The following is a 19,785-nucleotide window of genomic DNA, read 5'->3' on the forward strand; positions in this document are numbered from 1 at the left end:
AGCAACTTCCGCTACTCCGGTCGCAACTCTTGACGCGCGGTTCACACGGATGAAGCATGCAACGGCGAGAGAGCGCTCCCCCAACCCCCCACCGTTCGTTTCCTGAACCAGGAGAGTCGCGCCCATGTCCGCTGCCCCCATGGATTCCCCCACGCCCCGACCCACCGTGGGCCGTCGAACCGTTCTCGGTGCCGCTGCCGCCGTGGCGACCGGTTCGGCCCTGTCCGGCCTGGCCACACCGGCGTCGGCCGCCCCCGCCGCGCCGAAATCCGCGCGTGCGCTGCCCGGCGGTGGCGATCTCGGCCCGAACGTCATCGTCTTCGACCCGTCCACCGGCGGGATCCAGGCCAAGCTGGACGAGGTGTTCCGGCAGCAGGAGTCGGCGCAGTTCGGCACCGGCCGCTACGCGCTGTTCTTCAAGCCCGGCACGTACAACGGCCTCAACGCCCAGCTCGGTTTCTACACCTCCATCGCCGGCCTCGGCCTGTCGCCCGACGACACGACCATCAACGGTGACGTGACCGTCGACGCGGGCTGGTTCAACGGCAACGCCACCCAGAACTTCTGGCGTTCGGCGGAGAACCTGGCGCTGGTACCGGTCAACGGCACCAACCGCTGGGCCGTGGCGCAGGCGGCCCCCTTCCGCCGTATGCACGTCCGCGGCGGTCTCAACCTCGCCCCGAACGGCTACGGCTGGGCCAGCGGCGGCTACATCGCGGACAGCCGCATCGACGGCCAGGTCGGACCGTACTCGCAGCAGCAGTGGTACACCCGCGACAGCTCCGTCGGCGGCTGGACCAACGCCGTGTGGAACATGGTGTTCTCCGGCGTCGAGGGTGCCCCCGCGCAGAGCTTCCCGAACCCGCCGTACACGACGCTCAACACGACGCCCGTGTCCCGCGAGAAGCCGTTCCTGTATCTGAACGGCAGCGAGTACCGAGTCTTCCTGCCGGAGAAGCGCACCAACGCGCGCGGCGTCACGTGGGGCAACGGCACCCCGAGGGGTACGTCGCTGCCGCTGTCGCAGTTCTACGTGGCCAAGCCCGGCGTGTCCGCAGCCACCCTCAACCAGGCCCTCACCGAAGGGCTCCACCTCCTGTTCACGCCCGGCATCTACCACCTGAACCAGCCGGTCCAGGTGAACCGGGCCAACACCGTGGTCCTCGGCCTGGGGTACGCGACCCTCATCCCGGACAGCGGCGTCACGGCGCTCAAGGTCGCCGACGTCGACGGTGTACGGCTGGCCGGATTCCTCATCGACGCCGGTCCGGTCAACTCCGCCACGCTGCTCGAAGTCGGCGTCCGGGGCGCCACGCAGGACCACTCCGCCAACCCGACCACCGTGCAGGACGTCTTCATCCGCATCGGCGGGGCGGGCGCGGGCAAGGCCACCACCAGCATGGTGATCAACAGCCGGCACACCATCGTCGACCACACCTGGGTGTGGCGTGCCGACCACGGCACCGGGGTCGGCTGGGAGACCAACCGGGCCGACTACGGCGTCGTCGTGAACGGCGACGACGTCCTCGCCACCGGTCTGTTCGTGGAGCACTTCAACAAGTACGACGTCCAGTGGAACGGCCAGCGGGGCCGCACCATCTTCTTCCAGAACGAGAAGGCCTACGACGCCCCGAACCAGGCCGCCATCCAGAACGGCTCCCTCAGGGGTTACGCCGCGTACAAGGTGGCCGACTCCGTGACCTCCCACGAGGGCTGGGGGCTGGGCAGTTACTGCTACTACAACGTCGACCCGACGATCATCCAGCACCACGGTTTCGCCGCCCCGAACAACGGGGGCGTGAAGTTCCACAACCTCCTCGTCGTCTCGCTCGGAGGCGCGGGTCAGTACGCCCACGTCATCAACGACATCGGGGCACCCACCTCGGGCACGTCCACGGTGCCGTCCACGGTGGTCTCGTATCCCTGAACGGGCACCCGCCCGCCGTCCGTGCGTCATGCCGTCCCGTCTCCGTCCCCGATCGCGGGGGCGAAGGCGGGACGGCTGTGCATTCCCTCCACCTCACTCCCGGAGCCGCAGATCCATTGCCAACTCCCGGCGTCGCCCCTAACCTCACATCGTCTCCATCCGTGAACTTCATTCGCCTACACGAACGAGGATCGATGGGCAGAGTATCGATGGACAACCGACTTCGCCGGGTCGCGGTGCTGACGGCAGTGGCCCTTTTCGTCGGCCTGCTGACCCCGGCCGCCTCCGCCCACCCGACGGCGGCCCACCCGAGGACGGCGCCGCCCGGGACCGCACAGCCCAGGACCGTCGTCCTCGACGGCGGGCGGCTCCAGCAGACCAAGGTCCGCTTCCAGCACGGCGACCCCCGGCTTCGAAGAGCCGTCACGAATCTGACCGGGCGGGCCGACAAATGGCTCGATCAGGGCCCTTGGACGGTCGTCGACAAGCCCAGGCCCGCACCGAGCGGCGACGTCCACGACTATCTGAGCCAGGCCCCCTACTGGTGGCCCAGCCAGTCACCCACCGCCGACAACCCCTGGGGCTGCCCGTACGTGCAGCGGGACGGTGAGCGCAATCCCGAGGTCGACACGGGCACCGACCGGCTGGATCTGGAGAAGGTCTTCGACTCGTCGTACGACCTCGCGCTCGCCTGGCACTACACGGGGAAGCGGCAGTACGCCCAGAAGGCCGCACAGATCCTGCGGACCTGGTTCCTGGCCCCCGCCACACGGATGAACCCGGACCTCCAGCACGCACAGTTCATCCCGTGCAAGTACGACGGCCGGGCCATCGGCATCATCGACTTCTCGCAGTCCTACACCGCGGTCCTCGACGCCGTCGCGATTCTCCAGTCCGGCGCCCCCGCCTGGACCGGCGCGGACCGGATCGGCATGAGGCAGTGGAACAGCGACTTCCTCGACTGGCTGACGAACAGTGACTTCGGCAAGCAGGAAGGGGCCGCGGCGAACAACCACGGCACGTTCTACGACCTGTTGGTGGCAGGCCTCGCCTCCGCGACCGGCGACCAGGACCTGGCCCGCCGGACCGTGCGCGACGCGGCCGGCACGCGGATCGCTCCCCAGATCGCGGCGGACGGGAGCCAGCCGCAGGAGCTCGCCCGGACCAGGAGCTGGCACTACTCGACCTTCGACCTCGTCGCGTACACCAGACTCGCCGCGATCGGGCAGCACGTCGGCGTGGACCTGTGGCGCTACCGGGGACCGGACGGACAAAGTCTCTTCAAAGCCGTGCGCTACCTGCTTCCCGCGGCGACGGGACGCGCCGTCTGGCCGCACCCCGAGCTGGAATTCCGCCGGTTCGCGGCAAGCGACGTCGTCCACGCGGCGGCGGACGCGGGCGACGGTGCGGCAAGGAAGGCCGTGCCGCTGCTGGAGGAACCGCCGGGCGGAGACCTGTGGGCCCTACGACCCGCGGCGGAGCAACTCGACTCCATAACCGGCTGATCCACAGCCCACCGAGTGACCGGCGACGGGGTTCGTCGGCGGTCACTCGGTGAGTCGCGGCCGACTCTCAACCCGCCGTGGATATACGCAACCTGATCGTGCGCGCTTCCGGGCGCAGTGCGAACTCGGGCCACACGTCCGGCCCGCACGTCCGCGAGCCGAGACCGTGCTGGGCCGCGTCGATGATCAGGTGACTCGTCGTCGACTCGCCCAGCTCGAAGGGGTGTTGCGCGAGGGCGATCTGCTGGGGGGTGTGGCGGCTGAGCGTGAAGCCGGGCCGACGCCCCCGGGCGTCGGGCAGGGCCTCGACGCGCAGCACCTCGGCGTCGCCGCTCACCAGTGTCAGCCGACGCAGCTCGGAGCGGTGCCCCGTTTCCTGCGGGCGCGCGTAGTCGACCGAGAGGTCTCCGATCGTCGAGGAGAACCGGCCCGTGCGAGCCGCCCGGAGACTGTCGGGATACGACTCCAGCGGTCCCAGACCGAACCACGTCGCCCCGTCGACGGCAGCCGTGCCGTCGGGCAGCTCGAAGCGGATACCGATCCGGGGCCACACCGTGCGCCAGCCGCGCGAGGGCTCTATCTCCACGCGCAGTTCCAGCTCAGCGTCCTCGACCGACCACACGGACTCCACCATCACCCATGACACGGAGTTCGCGGCGGAGACCCTGTCGAGGGTGCGCAGCGCGTCCGTGGTGTGCTCCACGAGGACGCGCCGTGTCGTCAGCCGGTCGAGGCCGTCACGACGCCACAGGTCGGCGCTGGACACCCCGGCGATGCTGTCGTCGCTGTCCTCGACGCCGTCGGACGGGCTCTCGTCGTTGTCGGTCGGCGCGCGGAACAGCTCCAGCCGCGGCCCGGTCACCTCGCGGCCTGCGAGGCGGCTGAGCGAGCCGCCGGTGAACTCGGCCGTACCGAGCGACAGGTTCCCGTCGCCCGGCCGCCAGTCGTCCCGGGAGCGGACGGCGGGCACGGGACGGCGTGCGGAGCAGTCCAGTTGGGCCGTGGCGATCACATGTCCCGCGGGCGCCCAGGACGTCGTCACCGCCGTCGTCGCGTCGATCGTCAGCCACGTCTCGGCGTCGGGGACGACGGCGACCGGAGGCAGCGGCGCCCACGCCGACTCGCCCGCGGCGACGACGGGCACCTCCAACTCGCCGGAGGCGACAGGGGTTCCGTCGTGTTCGAAACGCCAGCGGAAACGCAGGTCGGACGTGTCGGCCGTGTGCCGCAGGCTGGTGACTTCGACCTTCTCGCCGTCGAAGGTGAACTCGACCGGCTGAACGACCGCCTTGAACTCGTGGAGGCTGGGGGTGGGGACGTCGTCGCTCAACAGCATGCCGTCCATCACGAAGTTGCCGTCGTGCACGACCTCTCCGAAGTCGCCGCCGTAGGCGTGGTAGTCCCTCCCGTCCGGGGCCGTGGCGAGTATGCCGTGGTCGCGCCATTCCCACACGAACCCGCCGTGCAGTCGCGGATACCGTCGTACGAGGGCTTCGTACTGGTCGAACGCGCCCGGCCCGTTGCCCATCGCGTGCGCGTACTCGCACAGCAGGAACGGCTTGGTGCGCTGCCGGGCGCTCTGCGCGGGCGTGCAGTTCAGCAGCGCGGAACGCGCGCCGTCCGCTCCGATCTGCTCCGTCTCCGGCACCGACGAGTACATGCGCGAGTAGATGTCGGTGTACTCGCCGGTGTAGTCGCCCTCGTAGTGCACGGGACGTTCCGGATCGCGGGCGTGGACCCATGCCGACATGGCCGCCAGATTGCCGCCGGTACCCGACTCGTTGCCCAGCGACCAGATCACGATGCTGGGATGGTTCTTGTCCCGCTCGACGGTGCGCCGGATGCGGTCCAGGTAGGCCTCGCGCCACGCCGGGTCGTCACTCGGATTGCCGGTCCAGTCGAGCTTCTCGAAGCCGTGCGTCTCCAGATCGCATTCCAGGACCACCCAGAAGCCGAGTTCGTCGGCCAGGTCGAGCAGCCGGGGGTGCGGCGGGTAGTGGCTGGTGCGGATGGCGTTGACGTTGAACCGCTTCATACGGGCCAGGTCCTCGCGCGCGTGCTCCTCGTCGAAGACGCGGCCCCGCTCGGGGTGCGCCTCGTGCCGGTTCACCCCGTGGAAGACGACACGGCGGCCGTTGACCAGGAACCGGTCGCCGCGTATCTCGACCGTACGGAATCCCACCCGCAGCGCGATGCTCTCCGCGGCCGTGGACACGGTGACGTCGTACAGGCGGGGCCGCTCGGCCGACCAGGGCTCGACACCGGCGACGTCGAGGGGGGCCACGTCGGCCGGGGTGGCCCAGACGTGCTCGACGCCGAGCTCGGGGATGCGCAGGGTGACCGGGAACGCGGCGGCGTCGGCGGTGATCTCCGCCTCGACCCGCCCGGCCCGCCCGGCACCGTGCTCGAAACCGGTCCGCAGCCAGACGTCCTCGATGCCTCCGACGGGGCGGGCGACGAGCGTGACATCGCGGAAGATGCCCGGCAGCCACCACTGGTCCTGGTCCTCGACGTAACTGGCCGCCGACCACTGGTGCACCCGTACGGCGACGACGTTGTCGCCCGTGCGCACCGCGGAGGTGACGTCGAACTCGTGGGCGAGCCGGCTCCCGCTCGCGCTGCCGATCTCCGAGCCGTTGACCCACACCCGGAACAGCGACTCGACGCCGTCGAAGCGCAGCACCACACGCTCGGCGTCGGACCAGTCGGCGGGAACGTCGAAGTGCCGGCGGTAGTCACCGGTCGGGTTCTCGTCCGGGACGTGGGGCGGGTCGATCGGGAAGGGGAACTGGATGTTCGTGTAGATCGGCCGGCCGTAGGCTCCGTCGCCCTCCAGCACCCAGTGGGAGGGCACGGGGATGCTGTCCCACCCGTGGTCGTCGAAGCCGTCGGCCGCGAAGTCCTCCGGGCCCGACGCCGTGGGCGACAGCCGGAAGCGCCAGGGCCCGTTCAGCGAACGCGAGGGCGCGTCGGAGCGCAGCCACGAACGCGCCGGGCGCAGTGCGCCGCGCCCCGGCGAGATGTCCGAAACATGGGGGGAGAGCTCGGTGGACAAGAGGTCACGACTCTTTCTGTGTGTCACATACGACTACGACGGAGCTACGAGGTGCCACGGCGGTCCTCGACAGGAGGTGGCCTATCGGAGTACGACCGTGCGGATCTCCCATGGACCGAGGGCGAGTTCGAGTTCGTTCGCCGCCTCGGTACGGGAGAGGGGTCGGCCGAGCAGATCCACGGTGGTGGCCTCTGAGAACGCGCCCGTCACGCGGACGGTTGACGCACTGTCGCGCATCGCCACCAGCCGCACCTCGATCCCGGTCCCGGTCTCGACACCGGTCCCGGCACTCGCCCCGGTCCCGGACTCGGCGTCGGTGACACGGCGGACGCCGGACACCAGCACGTCCTGACCGTCGACGCGCAACCCGCCCGCGTCGGGCGGCAGTTGGCCCCCGGCGGGTGCGGTCCCGCGCGTGACGAGCACGTCGTTGCGGAACTCCTCGGCGAGCGCGACCGCGTCCGCCCCGCGCCAGCCGGCGGCGGACGGGACGACGGCGAACCGGTTCTCGACGCGCATGCCGAGGTCCTGCGCACCCGGTACGGGGATCTCGCTCGCCGCGGGCTCGTCGCGCAGGGGATGGATGTTGACGCTGATCGAGCCGATCGCCCGCAGCAACGTGATGGCCAGTTCGGCGCCGTCGCCGACGAGTTCGTACTCGCTGGAGTGGTCGAGCAGGACCGTGGCGGCGCCCGCCGACACGAACGTACCGGCGGGGAAGGTCGGCAGCGGGAACTCGCCCCAGCCGCCCTCGGCCGTGAGACCGCGTTCGGTGACGGCGAACTGTCCTGCGGACGAGGACGTGGCCACCGGTTCGGGCAGCGGCACGTGGAAGCGCAGCCGGTGATCCGCGGACCGGTTGAGGAACGAGGTGCGGACGCGCACGAACGGTTCACCGGCCCGTACCTCCACCAGCGTCTCCACCGGGGTCGGCAGCGTCCGTCCGTCGCGCAGGTCGCGGTCGTCGGACAGGGCGACGGGCCACGCGTAGACGCGGGTGACCCGCAGCTGCGACCGCAGGGGGCCGTCCTCAAGGAGATCGACGGTGATCTCCGTCGGGTCCTGGACGAGGACGTCGTGCGCCGGGGGAGCGTAGTTGTAACTGTCGCCACGGTCACCGCCGTCGACGAGGCGACCGACGCCGCGCAGCACGGTCCCGTCGGCACCGGCGATGTCCAGCGTGCCGTCCGCGGCGACCGTGACCTCGACCAGACCGTTGGAGAGCGTGCGATCCGCCGCTGTCGAGGGCGCGTACGAGGCCGGTGCGGCAGCGGAGGTCTCGCGCGGCTCGACCCGGAAGGCGGTCAGCCCGGAAGCGGGGACCTTCACGGGGACCAGTGCGGTGGCCCGGGCCTCCTCCACCGTCAGCACCCGCCACTCACCCGGATGCGCGGCAGCCGCGGCGGCGACCTCGCGGCGCAGGATCAGCAGGTCGAACGGCCCCTCGGCGGGGACCTCGGCGAGATGGAAGACGAGCGAGCCGGGAGTGAGTTCGTAGTGGTCGATGAGCCGGCCGAACAGCTCACGGCGGTGGATACGGCGCAGCACGCGTTCGAGCCGGGAGGCGTCCATGCGCTCGTCGCTCAGCACCGTCGGTGCCTCGGAGACCAGCTGCACGGGGTGCGCCGAGCCGTCGGCGAGGGTCGCGACCAGGCTCGAACCCTCCGGCGGGGCGACGACGTCCACCTCGACCAGCGTGGTGCGCTCGAACGGCAGCGGGTTGGCGATCAGGTGGCCGTCGCTCGGCACCAGCCCCGCGGGTTCGGCGAGCGCCGCGTCCCGGACGGCGCGCGCGGTCTGAGCGGCCTCCGCGAGGCGTGCGGCGACCTGGTCGCAGGTCTCGTCGGTGCCGGAACCGACCACCGAGTCGTGCGCCGTCGACTCGATGACCTTGTGCCAGGCGAGGGCGAGGAACGGCGAGTCGTCGCGCCGGGACCACAGGGCGTTCATACGCTCGGCGTGGTCGATCGTGCGCTCGGCGAGTGCCATCCGCTGCTTGAGAGCGAGCCGCACGGAGAGCACGCCGGGGAGGATGTTGCCGCGTGAATGGCTGCGCAACTCGCCGGTGACGACGGCCGACACCTCGTCGTGGACATGCTCGCGGAGGTATTCGTCGAGGGTCGCGATGGTGATGGGCCGGCCCTCGCCGGAGGCCCGGCGCAGCCAGGCCGCGAGGTCCGGGTCGGGCGCGTTGTGGTCGGTACCGGCCATCGCGAGGACCGGATCGGAGCCCCATCGCGCGGCCGTCATCTCCGCGTAGTCGCCCAGCGCGCGGCCGACCCGGTCGGGCACGAGCAGGACGTCGAGGCCGTTGTCGTAGCCGTCGAAGAGGAACTCGGTGCGCACCTCGGAGCCGTCGGGAGCGCGCCAGCGGAAGGCATGGCCCTCGATGGCGGCGGGCACACCGCGCCACAGTGCCGCGTGCTCGAACCCGGCGCGCGCGAGGATCTGCGGCATCTGCGCGACGTGGCCGAACATGTCCGGCAGATAGCCGACGGGCATCGCGCCGCCGAGTTTCGCGGCGGCCGACCACCCCATCCGCAGGTTGCGGACGATGGTCTCTCCGGAGCAGAGGAACTCGTCGAGCAGGATGAGCCACGGCCCGATCGCGATCCGGCCCTCGGTGACCAGGGCGACGACCCGGTCGCGGTTCTCCGGCCGCATCTCCAGGTAGTCCTCGATCGCGGCCATCTGCCCGTCGACCGTGAAGCGGAAGCCAGGGTTCGCCTCGGCCGTCTCCAGCACGGTGTCGAGGGCGGCGACGAGGCGGTGCCGGAATACCTGGAACGGCTCGTACCACTCCCGGTCCCAGTGGAAATGGGGCACGAAGACGGCGGAGTTGCTCATGGCGGGAGGAACCTTCTGTGCTGGCCGGGCGTGCGGCGGGGGAACGGCGGGCGCGGGCGGTTACTTGAGCGAGCCGGCGGCGAGGCCGGTGCGCCAGAACCGCTGGAGGAGGATGAACACGATGATCACCGGCACGATCGACACCAGCGAGCCGGTGATGACGGACTGCTGGAGCAGTGGGGCCCGGGCGGTCTGACCGTTCCACTGGTACAGGCCGAGGGTGATCGGGAACAGGGATTCCTTCTGCAGCATGACCATCGGCAGGAAGAAATTGTTCCAGATGGCGACGAACTGGAACAGGAAGATGGTCACCAGCGCCGGTGTCATCAGCTTGAAGGCCACCGAGAAGAAGGTGCGGAACTCACCCGCGCCGTCCAGGCGTGCCGACTCGATCAGCTCCTGGGGGACGGAGGCGTTGGCGAAGATGCGTGCCAGGTAGACGCCGAACGGGCTGACGATGCTGGGCAGGAACACCGCGAGATAGGTGTTGACGATCCCGGTCGCCGAGAACAGCAGGAACAGCGGGAGGGCGAGCGCGGTGGTGGGGACGAGGACGCCGCCGAGGATGACGGAGAAGAGGAACTCCCGCCCGCGGAAACGGAACTTGGCGAGCGCGTATCCGCACAGCGCGGAGATCAGCGTGCCCACGGCCGCGCCCAGCACCGCGTAGATCACGGTGTTGACGGCCCACCGGCCGAAGATGCCGTCGCTGCGGGTGAACAGGACGCGCAGGTTGTCGAACAGGTTGAAGTGCGAGAACGCCAGCCCGTTGGTGGTGGCCAGGTCCCCCTGCGGCTTGGTGGCCGCGACGATGAGGAAGTAGATCGGCAGCAGGAAGTAGATCGCGAGCAGCAGCATCAGGGCCATGGCCGCCGTGCGGCTGACGCGGCTCTCGCGGTTCACGGATGTGTTGCTCACAGGCCGGCCCTCTTCGACGTCAGTCGCATGAATCCGAAGCTCAGGACGAAGGTGATGACGGCGATGACCACCGAGATCGCCGCGGCCTGCTGGTAGTTGTTCCCGGACGCCACCGCGTAGGCGAGCATGTTCGGCGTGAACGTGCTGGAGATGTTCGAGGAGATCTGCCGCAGCACGGCCGGCTCCGCGTAGAGCTGGAGGGTGCCGATGATCGAGAACACCGTGGTGAGGACGATCGACGGGGCGATGATCGGCACCTTGACCCGCCACGCGATGGCCCAGTTGCTGGCACCGTCCAGCTTGGCGGCTTCGTACAGCTCCTGCGGGATCGACTGCAGGGCCGAGTACATGATGAGCATGTTGTAGCCGGTCCACAGCCAGGTGGAGATGTTCGCCGCCGACCACAGCACGGCTCCCGGGCCGAGGAAGTCCGGGTCCAGGCCGATGCCGTTCAGCAGGTCCACGACCGGGCTGAGCTGCGGCGAGTAGAGATACGACCACATGATCGCGGCGATGACACCGGGCACGGCGTACGGCATGAACGCGGTCATACGGAAGACCGACTTGAGCTTCAGCAGGGGAGTGTCGAGGAGCAGGGCCATGATCAGGGCGACGAACAGCATGACCGGCACCTGCACGACGCCGAACAGTCCGATGCGCCCGATGCTGGACCAGAACTCCGTGTTCTCGAAGACCTTCTGGTACTGCTCGAAGCCGCCGAAGCTCGTGTACGAGGTGCCGTACTGGCCGCCGGTGCGGTGCACGGCACGGAAGCTCTGCCAGAGCGCGTAGCCGACCGGTACCAGGTAGAACAGCACGAAGGGGAGGAAGAAGGGGATCAGGAACGCGGTGATGGTGCCCGCCCGGGGGCCACCGCCGTTGAGACGGCGGCGGCCCCCCGGTGACGTCACCACACGCGTCGACGCGCGGGTCGCGAGGTCGGTCATGCCGCGATCACTTGCCTGCCGTGACCGGGATCGCCTGGTCCTTCATCGACTTCAGCGCGGCGTTCTGGGCGGCCGTCAGCGCGTCGGTGAGGGTGCCGTCGCCGCCCGCGGCCTTGGCCATCGCGTCCTGGAGCGCGAGGTTCACCGTCTTCTGGGTGGGACCCCAGGTGAAGCTGGTGTCGATGTCCTTGGACGAGTCCGCGAAGACATCGAAGATCTTCTCGTTGTTGTAGTAGGGAACACCCTTGGAGAGCGCGGGCAGTTGGAGTCCGGCGTTGGCGGCCGGGTAGAGACCGCCCAGCTTGTTCTCCAGGGCGAGGGCCTCGGGGTCGGTGTTGAGCCAGGTGTTGAACTTGACCGACTCGTAGAGGTGCTTGCCGCCCTTCATGAACGCGACGGTCGAACCGCCCCAGTCGCCGGAGGCGCCGTTCGCACCCCACGTCGGCATCGGGACGATGCTCCACTTCCCGGCCTGCTTGGGCAGGTTGTCGCGGAACATGCTGTAGCCCCAGGCCGCGCCGACATAGCTGGCGATCTGGTCCTTCTGGTACGCGGCGTACATCTGCGTCGAGCCGTTGGCCAGGTCGGTGCGCACGAGCTTGCCGGCGATCAGCTTCTGCCAGTACTCGGCGACCTGCTTGCTCTCGTCGGACGCGACGGTGACATGCCACTTGTCGCCGGAGTAGCCGTACATCTTGGCCTTGTTCTGCCAGATGAGGCCGTTGAACCACTCGGCGTTGTTGGGGTCGAAGAACGTGATGTCGAGGTCCGGGTCGGCCTTGTGCAGCTTCTCGGCGGCCACCGCGTACTCGTCCCAGGTCTTGGGGACGGCGACGTCGTGCTTCTTGAAGATGTCGCTGCGTACGTAGAGCGCCATCGGGCCGGTGTCCTGCGGAAGGGCGAACACCCCGGTGTCGCCGAAGCTGGCCTGCGACCAGGTCCACGGCACGAACGCCGACTTGGCCTTGGTGGCGGCCGAGCAGTCGGAGGCGTCCACGAAGGCGTTCTGCGTGCGCAGGTTGGGCAGTTGGTCGTAGCCGACCTGAGCGAGGTCCGGCGCCTTGTCCGCCTTGAGGGCGTTGCCGAGGGTGCCGTACTGGTCGTTGGAGATGTTCTTCGTCTCGACCTGGATGTCCGGGTTCTTCTTGTTCCACAGGGCGACGACGTCGTCCATGCCCGGAACCGTGTTCCAGTACTGGAGTGTCACCTTGCCCTTGGCGGGCTCGCAGGACGCCGCGGACGAGTTGCCCGACGAGTCGGACGACGAGCATCCGGCGAGTACGAGGACTCCGGCGGCCGCGGCGACGACGGCGAGGCGGATGCGCGTGACTGTGTTGCTCATATTTTCCGTTCCAGACAACGGCTAGCGACGGTGCTAGGCGGCTCGATGCTGATCCCTCGGGCGGAACGCCCTGCGGGTGGAAGGGACAGTCCGCAACGGTGTCGGTTCAAGGTCGGTTCAAGCGCCGAACGCCGTGGCGAGGTGGGGCGAAAAAACTGGTTATGACTGCTTGTGAGCGGTCCCGTGAACGCTCACGGGAGCGCTCACGGGGAAGCTCAGGGATACGTCGCGAGGTGCAATGCGAAGTGCTCGGAAGTCTGCGCTTCGGCGCCGTTCAATGTCAAGACATTCGAGTCGGACGGGTTTCCGGCGGGTTAACCGGGTCCCTCGGCGGGGTCCTAGGCGGATCCGCTGTGCCGCAGCTCCGCGTGCACGACCAGGTCGGTGACCGCGAGTGGCGGCGGTTCCGACAGCAGCCGTGCGACCTGCTCGATGGCGAGCGCGCCCAGCTGCCGGGTGTCGAGGGCGACGCTGGTGAGCGGGGGCTCCAGCAGGGCCCCGAGCTGAAGGCCGTCGAAGCCGATGACCGCCAGATCCTGTGGGACGTTCCTGCCGAGCCGGCGGGCTTCCCGCAGGGCGCCGATCGCGATGATGTCGTTGAACGTGAAGACCGCGGTGACGTCGGGATGCGTGGTGAGCAGCTCCCGTAGCGCCGAGCCGCCGCCGTCGGCCGTCTGGTCCGCGCCGACCACTATGCCGGCGTCGATGCCGAGCGCCGCCGCGGCCGACGTGAACCAGGTGTGGCGGATGCTCGGCTCGGCCCGGGTGTGGTGGTCGAGCATGCCGATCCGGGTGTGCCCCTTCGCGACCAGGTGCGCGATCGCTGCGTGGACGCCCTCCTGGCCGTCGATCCGGATCGAGCTGAACCGGGTGGACCTGTCCTCGCGGCCGATGAGCACCACCGGCATGCCGCGGGTGAACGTCTCCAGTTCGCTCTCGGGGCAGCTGAAGTAGCCGATGACCGCGTCGACCTGCGAACTGATCACCTGGAGGGTGCCGCGCTCCTCCTCCGGCCGGTCGGCGGTGTCGTAGACGACGACATGCCAGCCACGGGACCGGGCGGCCTCCAGGGCGGCGGCCGCGACCTCGGTGAAGAACGGGTTGAGCAGGTCGGGGATGACCAGCCCGATGGTCATGGTGTCCTGGCGGACCAGGCCCCGGGCGAACCGGCTCGGCCGGTAGCCGAGCGCGCGGGCGGCGTCCAGTACGCGCTGTTTGGTGTCGCCGTCGATCTCGTCCTTGTCGTTGAGGGCCCGTGACACGGTCTGCCGGGACACCCCGGCGGACCTGGCGACGTCGTTGATCGTGACCTTCCGGGGCTCTGCACCCGGTGTCGACACCATCGCCTACCTCCTGCTTCTCGCGAACGCCGGTGCGCGCGCAAAGCCTGAGTATGCACGTACGTGCTGACGGGGCGACGCGAGGCCTCGACTCGACGTGTCACCCGCGGGCGGGTCCGCGGAGTGCGCCGCCCGGTCACGAGGTGGACCGCGTCACCTTCGAGCGCCGGCCGAAGCCGGGCGCCGACGGCCTACGCCGACGTGGTACGCGCCTACCGCGGCGCGCTCGCCGACAGCGGGAACTATGCCGACGGCGCGCATCCGTCAGGGCCGGCTCGCCGACGGGTCGTCCCACAGGCCCGGTAACAGTTCACTCAGGCGCGCACCCCGGGCCCATCGTTCGAGCGCGGAACCGTCGAGCAGTCGGGTGTCTCCCTGCCTTTGGGCCCACCGGATGTCACGCTCCCTGAAGGCGCCCCGGTGCACCACCAGTTGAAGACGGGGTCCCGCAGTGCCCCGGTGCGTGCGGGGATCCGGCAGGCCCTCGTCGGGCAGCGGCTCCGCCACCGGACGAAAGGCCACGTTCAGCCGGCGGCCCTCCGTGTCCCGCGCGTCCAGCCGCGGCCGGTCGGGAGCAGGCAGCAGCCGGACCCGCCAGCCGTCCCTCCGTAACATCCGGGCGACGGCCAACGCGAGCCCCTGGACGTCGAGTTCACGCAGCTCGTCCGAGGTGTAGTGACCGCGCCGACGGCGTGCTCCGGGACGCCCGAGGCGCACCGCCACCGCGATCACCAGGCTCAGGACGCCGACGCCGACGACCGGGGCGAGGATCCCGACGGCGCGATAGCCGGCCGCGAGGGCCGCCACGGTCGCGCACACGACCACCACCGCACCGGTGAGGCCGGGCAGGACGTCACGGAAGCTGGGCCCGTAGAGGCCCTGGGCCCGCAGCCGCCGCACGGTGTGCCGCCTGCTCGACCGGGGAGGGCTGGACGTCCATGACAGGCGTGCCACAGTGCCGGTCCCCCCAACGCCGCTGTCGTCATCCTTGGGGAGAGGAATACCCAGCGTGCGGCCTCCTGCCCCCGACGAGGCAGGGATTCCGGCCACGCGCCCCGGCGCACGGAAGCACCCGACGGTGCACGGGACGGCCTAGCTCGGCCCGTGCGTCACCCCGACCGGGTCGCCGTGCGTCACCCGGACCGGATCGAACGACACCCGCGTACGCCCGCCGCCGTCTGCCCAGACCACCTCGACCCCGGTGTCGTCGGCCACCACATGCGTGACAGTGTCCGCCAGCGGGCCGGGTCCCGGTTCGCCGGTGAGGACGGCCAGGGACACGTGCACAGAGGTGCCCCGCGTCTCACCGGAGAGGCGAGGCATCTCGGCCCACGGCACATACGCGGTGCCCTGCGGGGCCCGGACCGTCTCCGCCCCGGGACTCCAGCCGTGCAGCCCGTGCAGCGCCGAGACCAGCGGCTCCTGCGGTCCGGTCGCCCAACCGGTGTGGGTGACACGGGCCCCCGGAGGCGCTCCCACCACGCGATGCACCCGCAATTCGTACGGCCCCCGAGCCACCGTCACGCTCTCCACCCGCAGCCCCGGGACCATCGGGGGGCCACCGACGAAGACGGGCCGGTGCCACGAGGCCGCCCAGCCCCAGCCGTCGCCGTGTCCCGCGCCGAGCGGGTGGATGCGACGCCGCACACTGGGCCGGCCGTTCACCTCCACCGACAGATGGTTGTCCGCCAGGTTCCCGGACGCGGTCGGCCCGGTCCGGGTCGAGTAGGCCTGCCGCCCGTAGTGCGGGTCGTCCCCGTCGGCCGACTCCGCCTCGTGCGGCCGCACATGGTCACTGCCGTGGTTGTGCAGCCGTACGATCCCGTCCTCGCGCGTCGCCTGCACGAGCAGTCCGGGCGCGGGCAGGGCCAGCACACGGTCGGCCTCCTCCACCGGCGCGGGTTCCTCCGTCGCGGTCCACAGCGGGTGGTCGGCGGGGGCGAGGAGGGCGACGAACGCCTTCGACGCCCAGTAGGGCGAGGCCGGGCCGGAGTACGTCTGCAGGGTGGCGTCGTGCGGGCCGTACCAGCCGAGGCTCAACAGCCCGTCGTCGGTCAACGCCCCGCGGTCGAGGAAGTGGCGCAGGCTTCCGCTGACCAGCCGGCGCGAGGCACCCGGAGTCAGCGGAGTGTGCCCGGTCAGCGACCCCAGGCCGACGGCGGCGGAGGCGGCGAAACGGTAGGCGAGCGACCGGCCGAAGTGCATCGGCGCCCCGTCCGCGCCGAACATCAGCCCGAAGCCGTCGAGGTGCTCGCGCAGCCGGTCCCCGTACCGGGCGAGCAGTGCCGCGTCCCCGCCGAGATGGGCGTCGAGGACCGGATACAGGTGCAGCGCCCAGCCGTTGTAGTGGTCGAAGGCGCGGCCGTCCCCGTCGGCGTACCAGCCTCCGCCCCGGTACCAGCCCTCCATCAGTTCCAGCGCCCGCTGCCGCGCGGCGGCCGTCTCGGCGTCACCGCGTCCCACCGACTCCAGGAACCCGGCGACCGTGTACGGGAAGAGGTACCAGTTGTTCGGTGCGGGCACGTGCCGCAGTGACCCGCGCAGCCACTCCTCGACCCGGTCCTGGACACCGGAGTCGAGATTCTTCCAGAGCCAGGGCGCCGTCAGACGCAGACCGAGGGCCACCGACGCGGACTCGACCATGGGCTGGCCCTGCACGTCGTGGTCGAGGATCAGCGGCCAGGACTCGGTGTCGTCACGGCCCGGTGAACGGGTCCCCGAGGCCAGACCGTCGGCGTAGCGCTCCAGCCAGCCGTGCGGGTCGTCGCCACCGGCGCCCGCGACCCGGAAACCGGCCGCGAGGAACGTCCGGGCGAAGCCCTCCAGGCCGTCGGAGCGCACCCCCGAACGCGAGGGCCGTCCCGGCAGGTCGAGCAGGGCGCTGCCCGGTGTGCTCCAGCGCCACGCGGCTGCCAGCAGGCCGTCCGCGACAGCCTCCCAGTGGGCCCGGGTGCAGCCGGTGTACGGACTCGACGCACGGTCCTCAGGGGGGAGTTCGAAGGGGATGCGGATGCTCATGCCAGGAACGCCAGCCTTTCGCGTCGTACGGGATGGAGGAAGCCGGAGCCGGACGCCCAGCGGGCGGTCTCGGCGAGCGCGAGGTCCGCCAGGCGACGCCACTCGTTGCCCTCGGAACCTGCCAGATGGGGGGTGATCAGCGCGTCCTCGCAGTCCCACAGCGGGTGGTCCGCAGGCAGCACCTCGGGATCGGTGACATCCAGCACGGCCCGGATGCGGCCCGCCAGGACGGCGTCGGTGAGCGCCTCCTGGTCGACGACGGCGCCGCGGGAGGTGTTGATGAGCATGGCCCCGGCCGGCATCGCCTCGATCAGGTCGCGGCCGACCAGGCCCCGGGTCGTGGGCAGCAGCGGGGTGTGCACGCTGACGGTGTCGCAGCGGGCGAACAGCTCCGGCAACTCCACGCGCTCCACGCCGAGTTCGGCGGCGTCCCCGTCACTGACGTACGGGTCGTGGAGCAGCACCTCGATGTCGTGCGGACGCAGCAGCTCGATGACCCGGCGTCCGATCAGCGACGCGGAGAGGATGCCGACGGTGCTGCGGTGGTTGCCGATGCCGCGCGAGGTCCGCAGCCAGTTGTCCCGCGTCCGCGACACCCGGAAGTCGCGGGCGCGCTCCAGGACCTGCTTCCCGGCGAGCAGGATCATGGCGAGGGTGTACTCGGCGACCGGCAGGGCGTTGGCCGCGGCGGCGGAGGAGACCTCGATCCCGCGCTCCCAGCACGCCTGCGTGACATGCCCGCGTACGCTGCCCGCCGTGTGCACCACGGCCCGCAGCCGCGGCGCCGCACGCAGCACCTCCTCGTCCAGTACGGGGCAGCCCCAGCCGGTGACGAGCAGGTCCACCTCGGCCAGCAGCGACCTCGCCCGCGGCGTCGACAGGTCGTCGAGGACCGGGGGAGGGGCGAGGTCGCAGACGCGGCCGAACGCCTCCAGCGACTGCCGGTCGAGGACGGCCGCGGCGGCGTCCTGGGACATGGCCACGGCGGCACGGGGCCGGAAACCGGGACCGGGAACGTACGAAGTCACTTGACGGCTCCGGCGGTCAGTCCGCTGCGCCAGAACCGCTGGAGCAGGACGAAAGCGAGGATGAGCGGCAGTACGGCGAGCAGCGACCCCATGATCACCACGGGGTAGTACTCGGGTGACACGGACGCCGAGCTGTTCCACTGGTACAGGCCGAGGCTGACCGGATACAGGTCCTGGTCGGACAGCATCACCATGGGCAGGAAGAAGTTGTTCCAGATCGCGGTCAGCTGGAACAGGAAGACGGTGATGAGGCCGGGGCCGAGCATCCGCAGGCTGACCCGCACGTACGTGGTCAGCTCGCCCGCCCCGTCCACCCGCGCCGCCTCCAGCACCTCGTCGGGCACGTAACCCCGGCTGAAGATGCGGCCGAGATAGACGCCGAACGGGTTGAACAGCACCGGGATGAACACGGCCCAGAAGGTGTTGACCAGGCCGGCCTCGGAGGCCATCAGGTACAGCGGCAGCGCGAGGACCGTCTGCGGCACCATGACCGCCGCCAGCACCAGGCCGAACAGCTTCTCCTTGTGCCGGAAGCGGTACTTGTCGAAGGCGTAGCCGCAGGCCACGCTCAGCAGCGCGCCGATCGCGGCGCCCAGGACGGCGTACAGCAGGCTGTTGACGTACCAGCGTCCGTACAGGCCGCCGTCCATGGCGAACAGGTCCTTGAGGTTCCGTACGAGCGAGAAATCGCTGAAGGACAGCAGGTCGCTGCTGAACAGCGCGTCCCGGCTCTTGGTCGCGGCCAGCACCAGCCACAGCACGGGCAGCAGGGTGTAGAGGACGGAGACCGTGACGACCACGTTGACCGTCGCCCGGCCCAGCAGACCGGGGCGGAGCAGAGAACTGTCGGTGGTGCTCATCGGGCCTCCTCGGCGTCGGCGCGGCTGGTGAAGCGGGTGACGCCGTAGGACAGCGCGATCGTGCACACCAGCAGGACCACCGAGGCTGCCGCCGCCAGGCTGTAGTTGTTGCGGGTGAAGGCCGCGTCGTAGATGTACATGCTCGGTGAGAAGCGGGAGCTGATCATGGGGGAGGACTGGCTGAGCAGCATCGGCTCGGTGAAGAGCTGCAGCGCCCAGATCAGGGTGAAGATCGCCACCATGACGATCGAGGCGCGTACCAGCGGTGTCTTGACCTGGAGCGCCGTGCGCACGGGTCCCGCGCCGTCGACCACCGACGCCTCGATCACCTCACGGGGCACGGCCTGCAGGGCGGCGTAGAAGACCACCATGTTGTAGCCGAGGTTGCTCCACAGGGCGATGTTCACGATGGACGGGATGACGGTGTGCACGCCGAGGAAGTCGATCGTGATGTCCGCGCGTGCGAAGAGGTCGATCACCGGGCTGATGCCGGGCGTGTAGAGGTACAGCCAGATCAGGGCGGCGATGATGCCGGGCACCGCGTGCGGGAGGAAGAGGCCCAGTTGGGCGAAGGCGCGCAGCCGGACCACTCCGGAGTCGAGGAGCAGGGCCAGGGCGAGCGCGCCGACGACCATGAGCGGGATGTAGATCAGGCAGTACAGCGCGACCGTGCCGAGCCCGCCGAGGAACGTCGGGTCGGTCAGTACGGCCGCGTAACTGCGCAGTCCGACGAAGACGGTGCGCTCGGGGCCGAATCCGAGCCCCGGCTGGTCGTCACTGAAGAAGCTGAGGTAGACGGCGGTGCCGACGGGGATCAGGAAGATGGTGGCGAGCAGGGCGAAGAACGGTGCCATGAGGACGACGACGGCGCCGAGTTGGCGGCGCTTGGCGGCCCGGCGGGCGCGCAGGCCGGAGGCGGAGAGGGCCGGGCCGCCGGTGCGGTGCGCGTCGGCCGGTACCCGGGGTTGGGCGGTGGTGGTCATACGGTGTCACCTGCC

At 70.2% G+C, this 19,785-nt stretch carries 13 protein-coding genes; 2 read left to right on the forward strand and 11 right to left on the reverse strand.

Going from position 1 to position 19,785, the window contains the following annotated elements; translation table 11 throughout:
• The first annotated feature begins 124 nt into the window (after positions 1-124).
• Complete coding sequence (locus tag OHS59_RS42750) at positions 125-1,927, forward strand: coagulation factor 5/8 type domain-containing protein (RefSeq protein ID WP_328498726.1); 1,803 nt, start codon at positions 125-127, stop codon at positions 1,925-1,927.
• A gap of 209 nt (positions 1,928-2,136) precedes the next feature.
• Positions 2,137-3,432, forward strand: coding sequence for an alginate lyase family protein (locus OHS59_RS42755; protein ID WP_443061681.1), 1,296 nt, complete (start codon positions 2,137-2,139; stop codon positions 3,430-3,432).
• A 67-nt stretch (positions 3,433-3,499) separates the two neighbouring features.
• Here OHS59_RS42755 and OHS59_RS42760 read toward each other — a convergent pair whose 3' ends face one another.
• From OHS59_RS42760 to OHS59_RS42810, 11 genes are all read right to left on the reverse strand, one after another.
• Positions 3,500-6,487, reverse strand: coding sequence for a glycoside hydrolase family 2 TIM barrel-domain containing protein (locus tag OHS59_RS42760; RefSeq protein WP_328498728.1), 2,988 nt, complete (start codon positions 6,485-6,487; stop codon positions 3,500-3,502).
• Positions 6,488-6,568: 81 nt separating this feature from the next.
• Positions 6,569-9,334 (reverse strand): alpha-mannosidase, encoded by a 2,766-nt coding sequence (locus OHS59_RS42765; protein ID WP_328498729.1) that lies wholly within the window; start codon positions 9,332-9,334, stop codon positions 6,569-6,571.
• A 60-nt stretch (positions 9,335-9,394) separates the two neighbouring features.
• Entirely contained in the window at positions 9,395-10,252 is an 858-nt protein-coding gene (locus OHS59_RS42770; protein WP_328498730.1) for a carbohydrate ABC transporter permease, read from the reverse strand.
• On the reverse strand, positions 10,249-11,199 hold the full coding sequence (locus OHS59_RS42775; protein ID WP_328498731.1) for a carbohydrate ABC transporter permease: 951 nt from the start codon (positions 11,197-11,199) through the stop codon (positions 10,249-10,251). Before OHS59_RS42775 ends, OHS59_RS42770 begins: the two co-directional genes overlap by 4 nt.
• A 7-nt stretch (positions 11,200-11,206) precedes the next feature.
• Complete coding sequence (locus OHS59_RS42780; protein ID WP_328498732.1) at positions 11,207-12,541, reverse strand: ABC transporter substrate-binding protein; 1,335 nt, start codon at positions 12,539-12,541, stop codon at positions 11,207-11,209.
• Positions 12,542-12,879: 338 nt separating this feature from the next.
• Entirely contained in the window at positions 12,880-13,884 is a 1,005-nt protein-coding gene (locus OHS59_RS42785; protein ID WP_328498733.1) for a LacI family DNA-binding transcriptional regulator, read from the reverse strand.
• 261 nt (positions 13,885-14,145) lie between these two features.
• Complete coding sequence (locus tag OHS59_RS42790; protein WP_328498734.1) at positions 14,146-14,835, reverse strand: hypothetical protein; 690 nt, start codon at positions 14,833-14,835, stop codon at positions 14,146-14,148.
• Between the two features lie 138 nt (positions 14,836-14,973).
• A complete protein-coding gene (locus OHS59_RS42795; protein WP_443061682.1) occupies positions 14,974-16,893 on the reverse strand; it encodes a DUF2264 domain-containing protein in 1,920 nt (639 codons plus the stop codon).
• Between the two features lie 2 nt (positions 16,894-16,895).
• Entirely contained in the window at positions 16,896-17,927 is a 1,032-nt protein-coding gene (locus OHS59_RS42800; protein ID WP_328498736.1) for a hydroxyacid dehydrogenase, read from the reverse strand.
• Positions 17,924-18,787 (reverse strand): carbohydrate ABC transporter permease, encoded by an 864-nt coding sequence (locus OHS59_RS42805; RefSeq protein ID WP_328498737.1) that lies wholly within the window; start codon positions 18,785-18,787, stop codon positions 17,924-17,926. The genes OHS59_RS42800 and OHS59_RS42805 overlap by 4 nt, the downstream gene beginning before the upstream one ends.
• Complete coding sequence (locus OHS59_RS42810; protein ID WP_328498738.1) at positions 18,784-19,770, reverse strand: carbohydrate ABC transporter permease; 987 nt, start codon at positions 19,768-19,770, stop codon at positions 18,784-18,786. Before OHS59_RS42810 ends, OHS59_RS42805 begins: the two co-directional genes overlap by 4 nt.
• Positions 19,771-19,785: the final 15 nt, after the last annotated feature.

The organism is Streptomyces sp. NBC_00414, from assembly GCF_036038375.1.
Classification (GTDB): Bacteria; Actinomycetota; Actinomycetes; order Streptomycetales; family Streptomycetaceae; genus Streptomyces.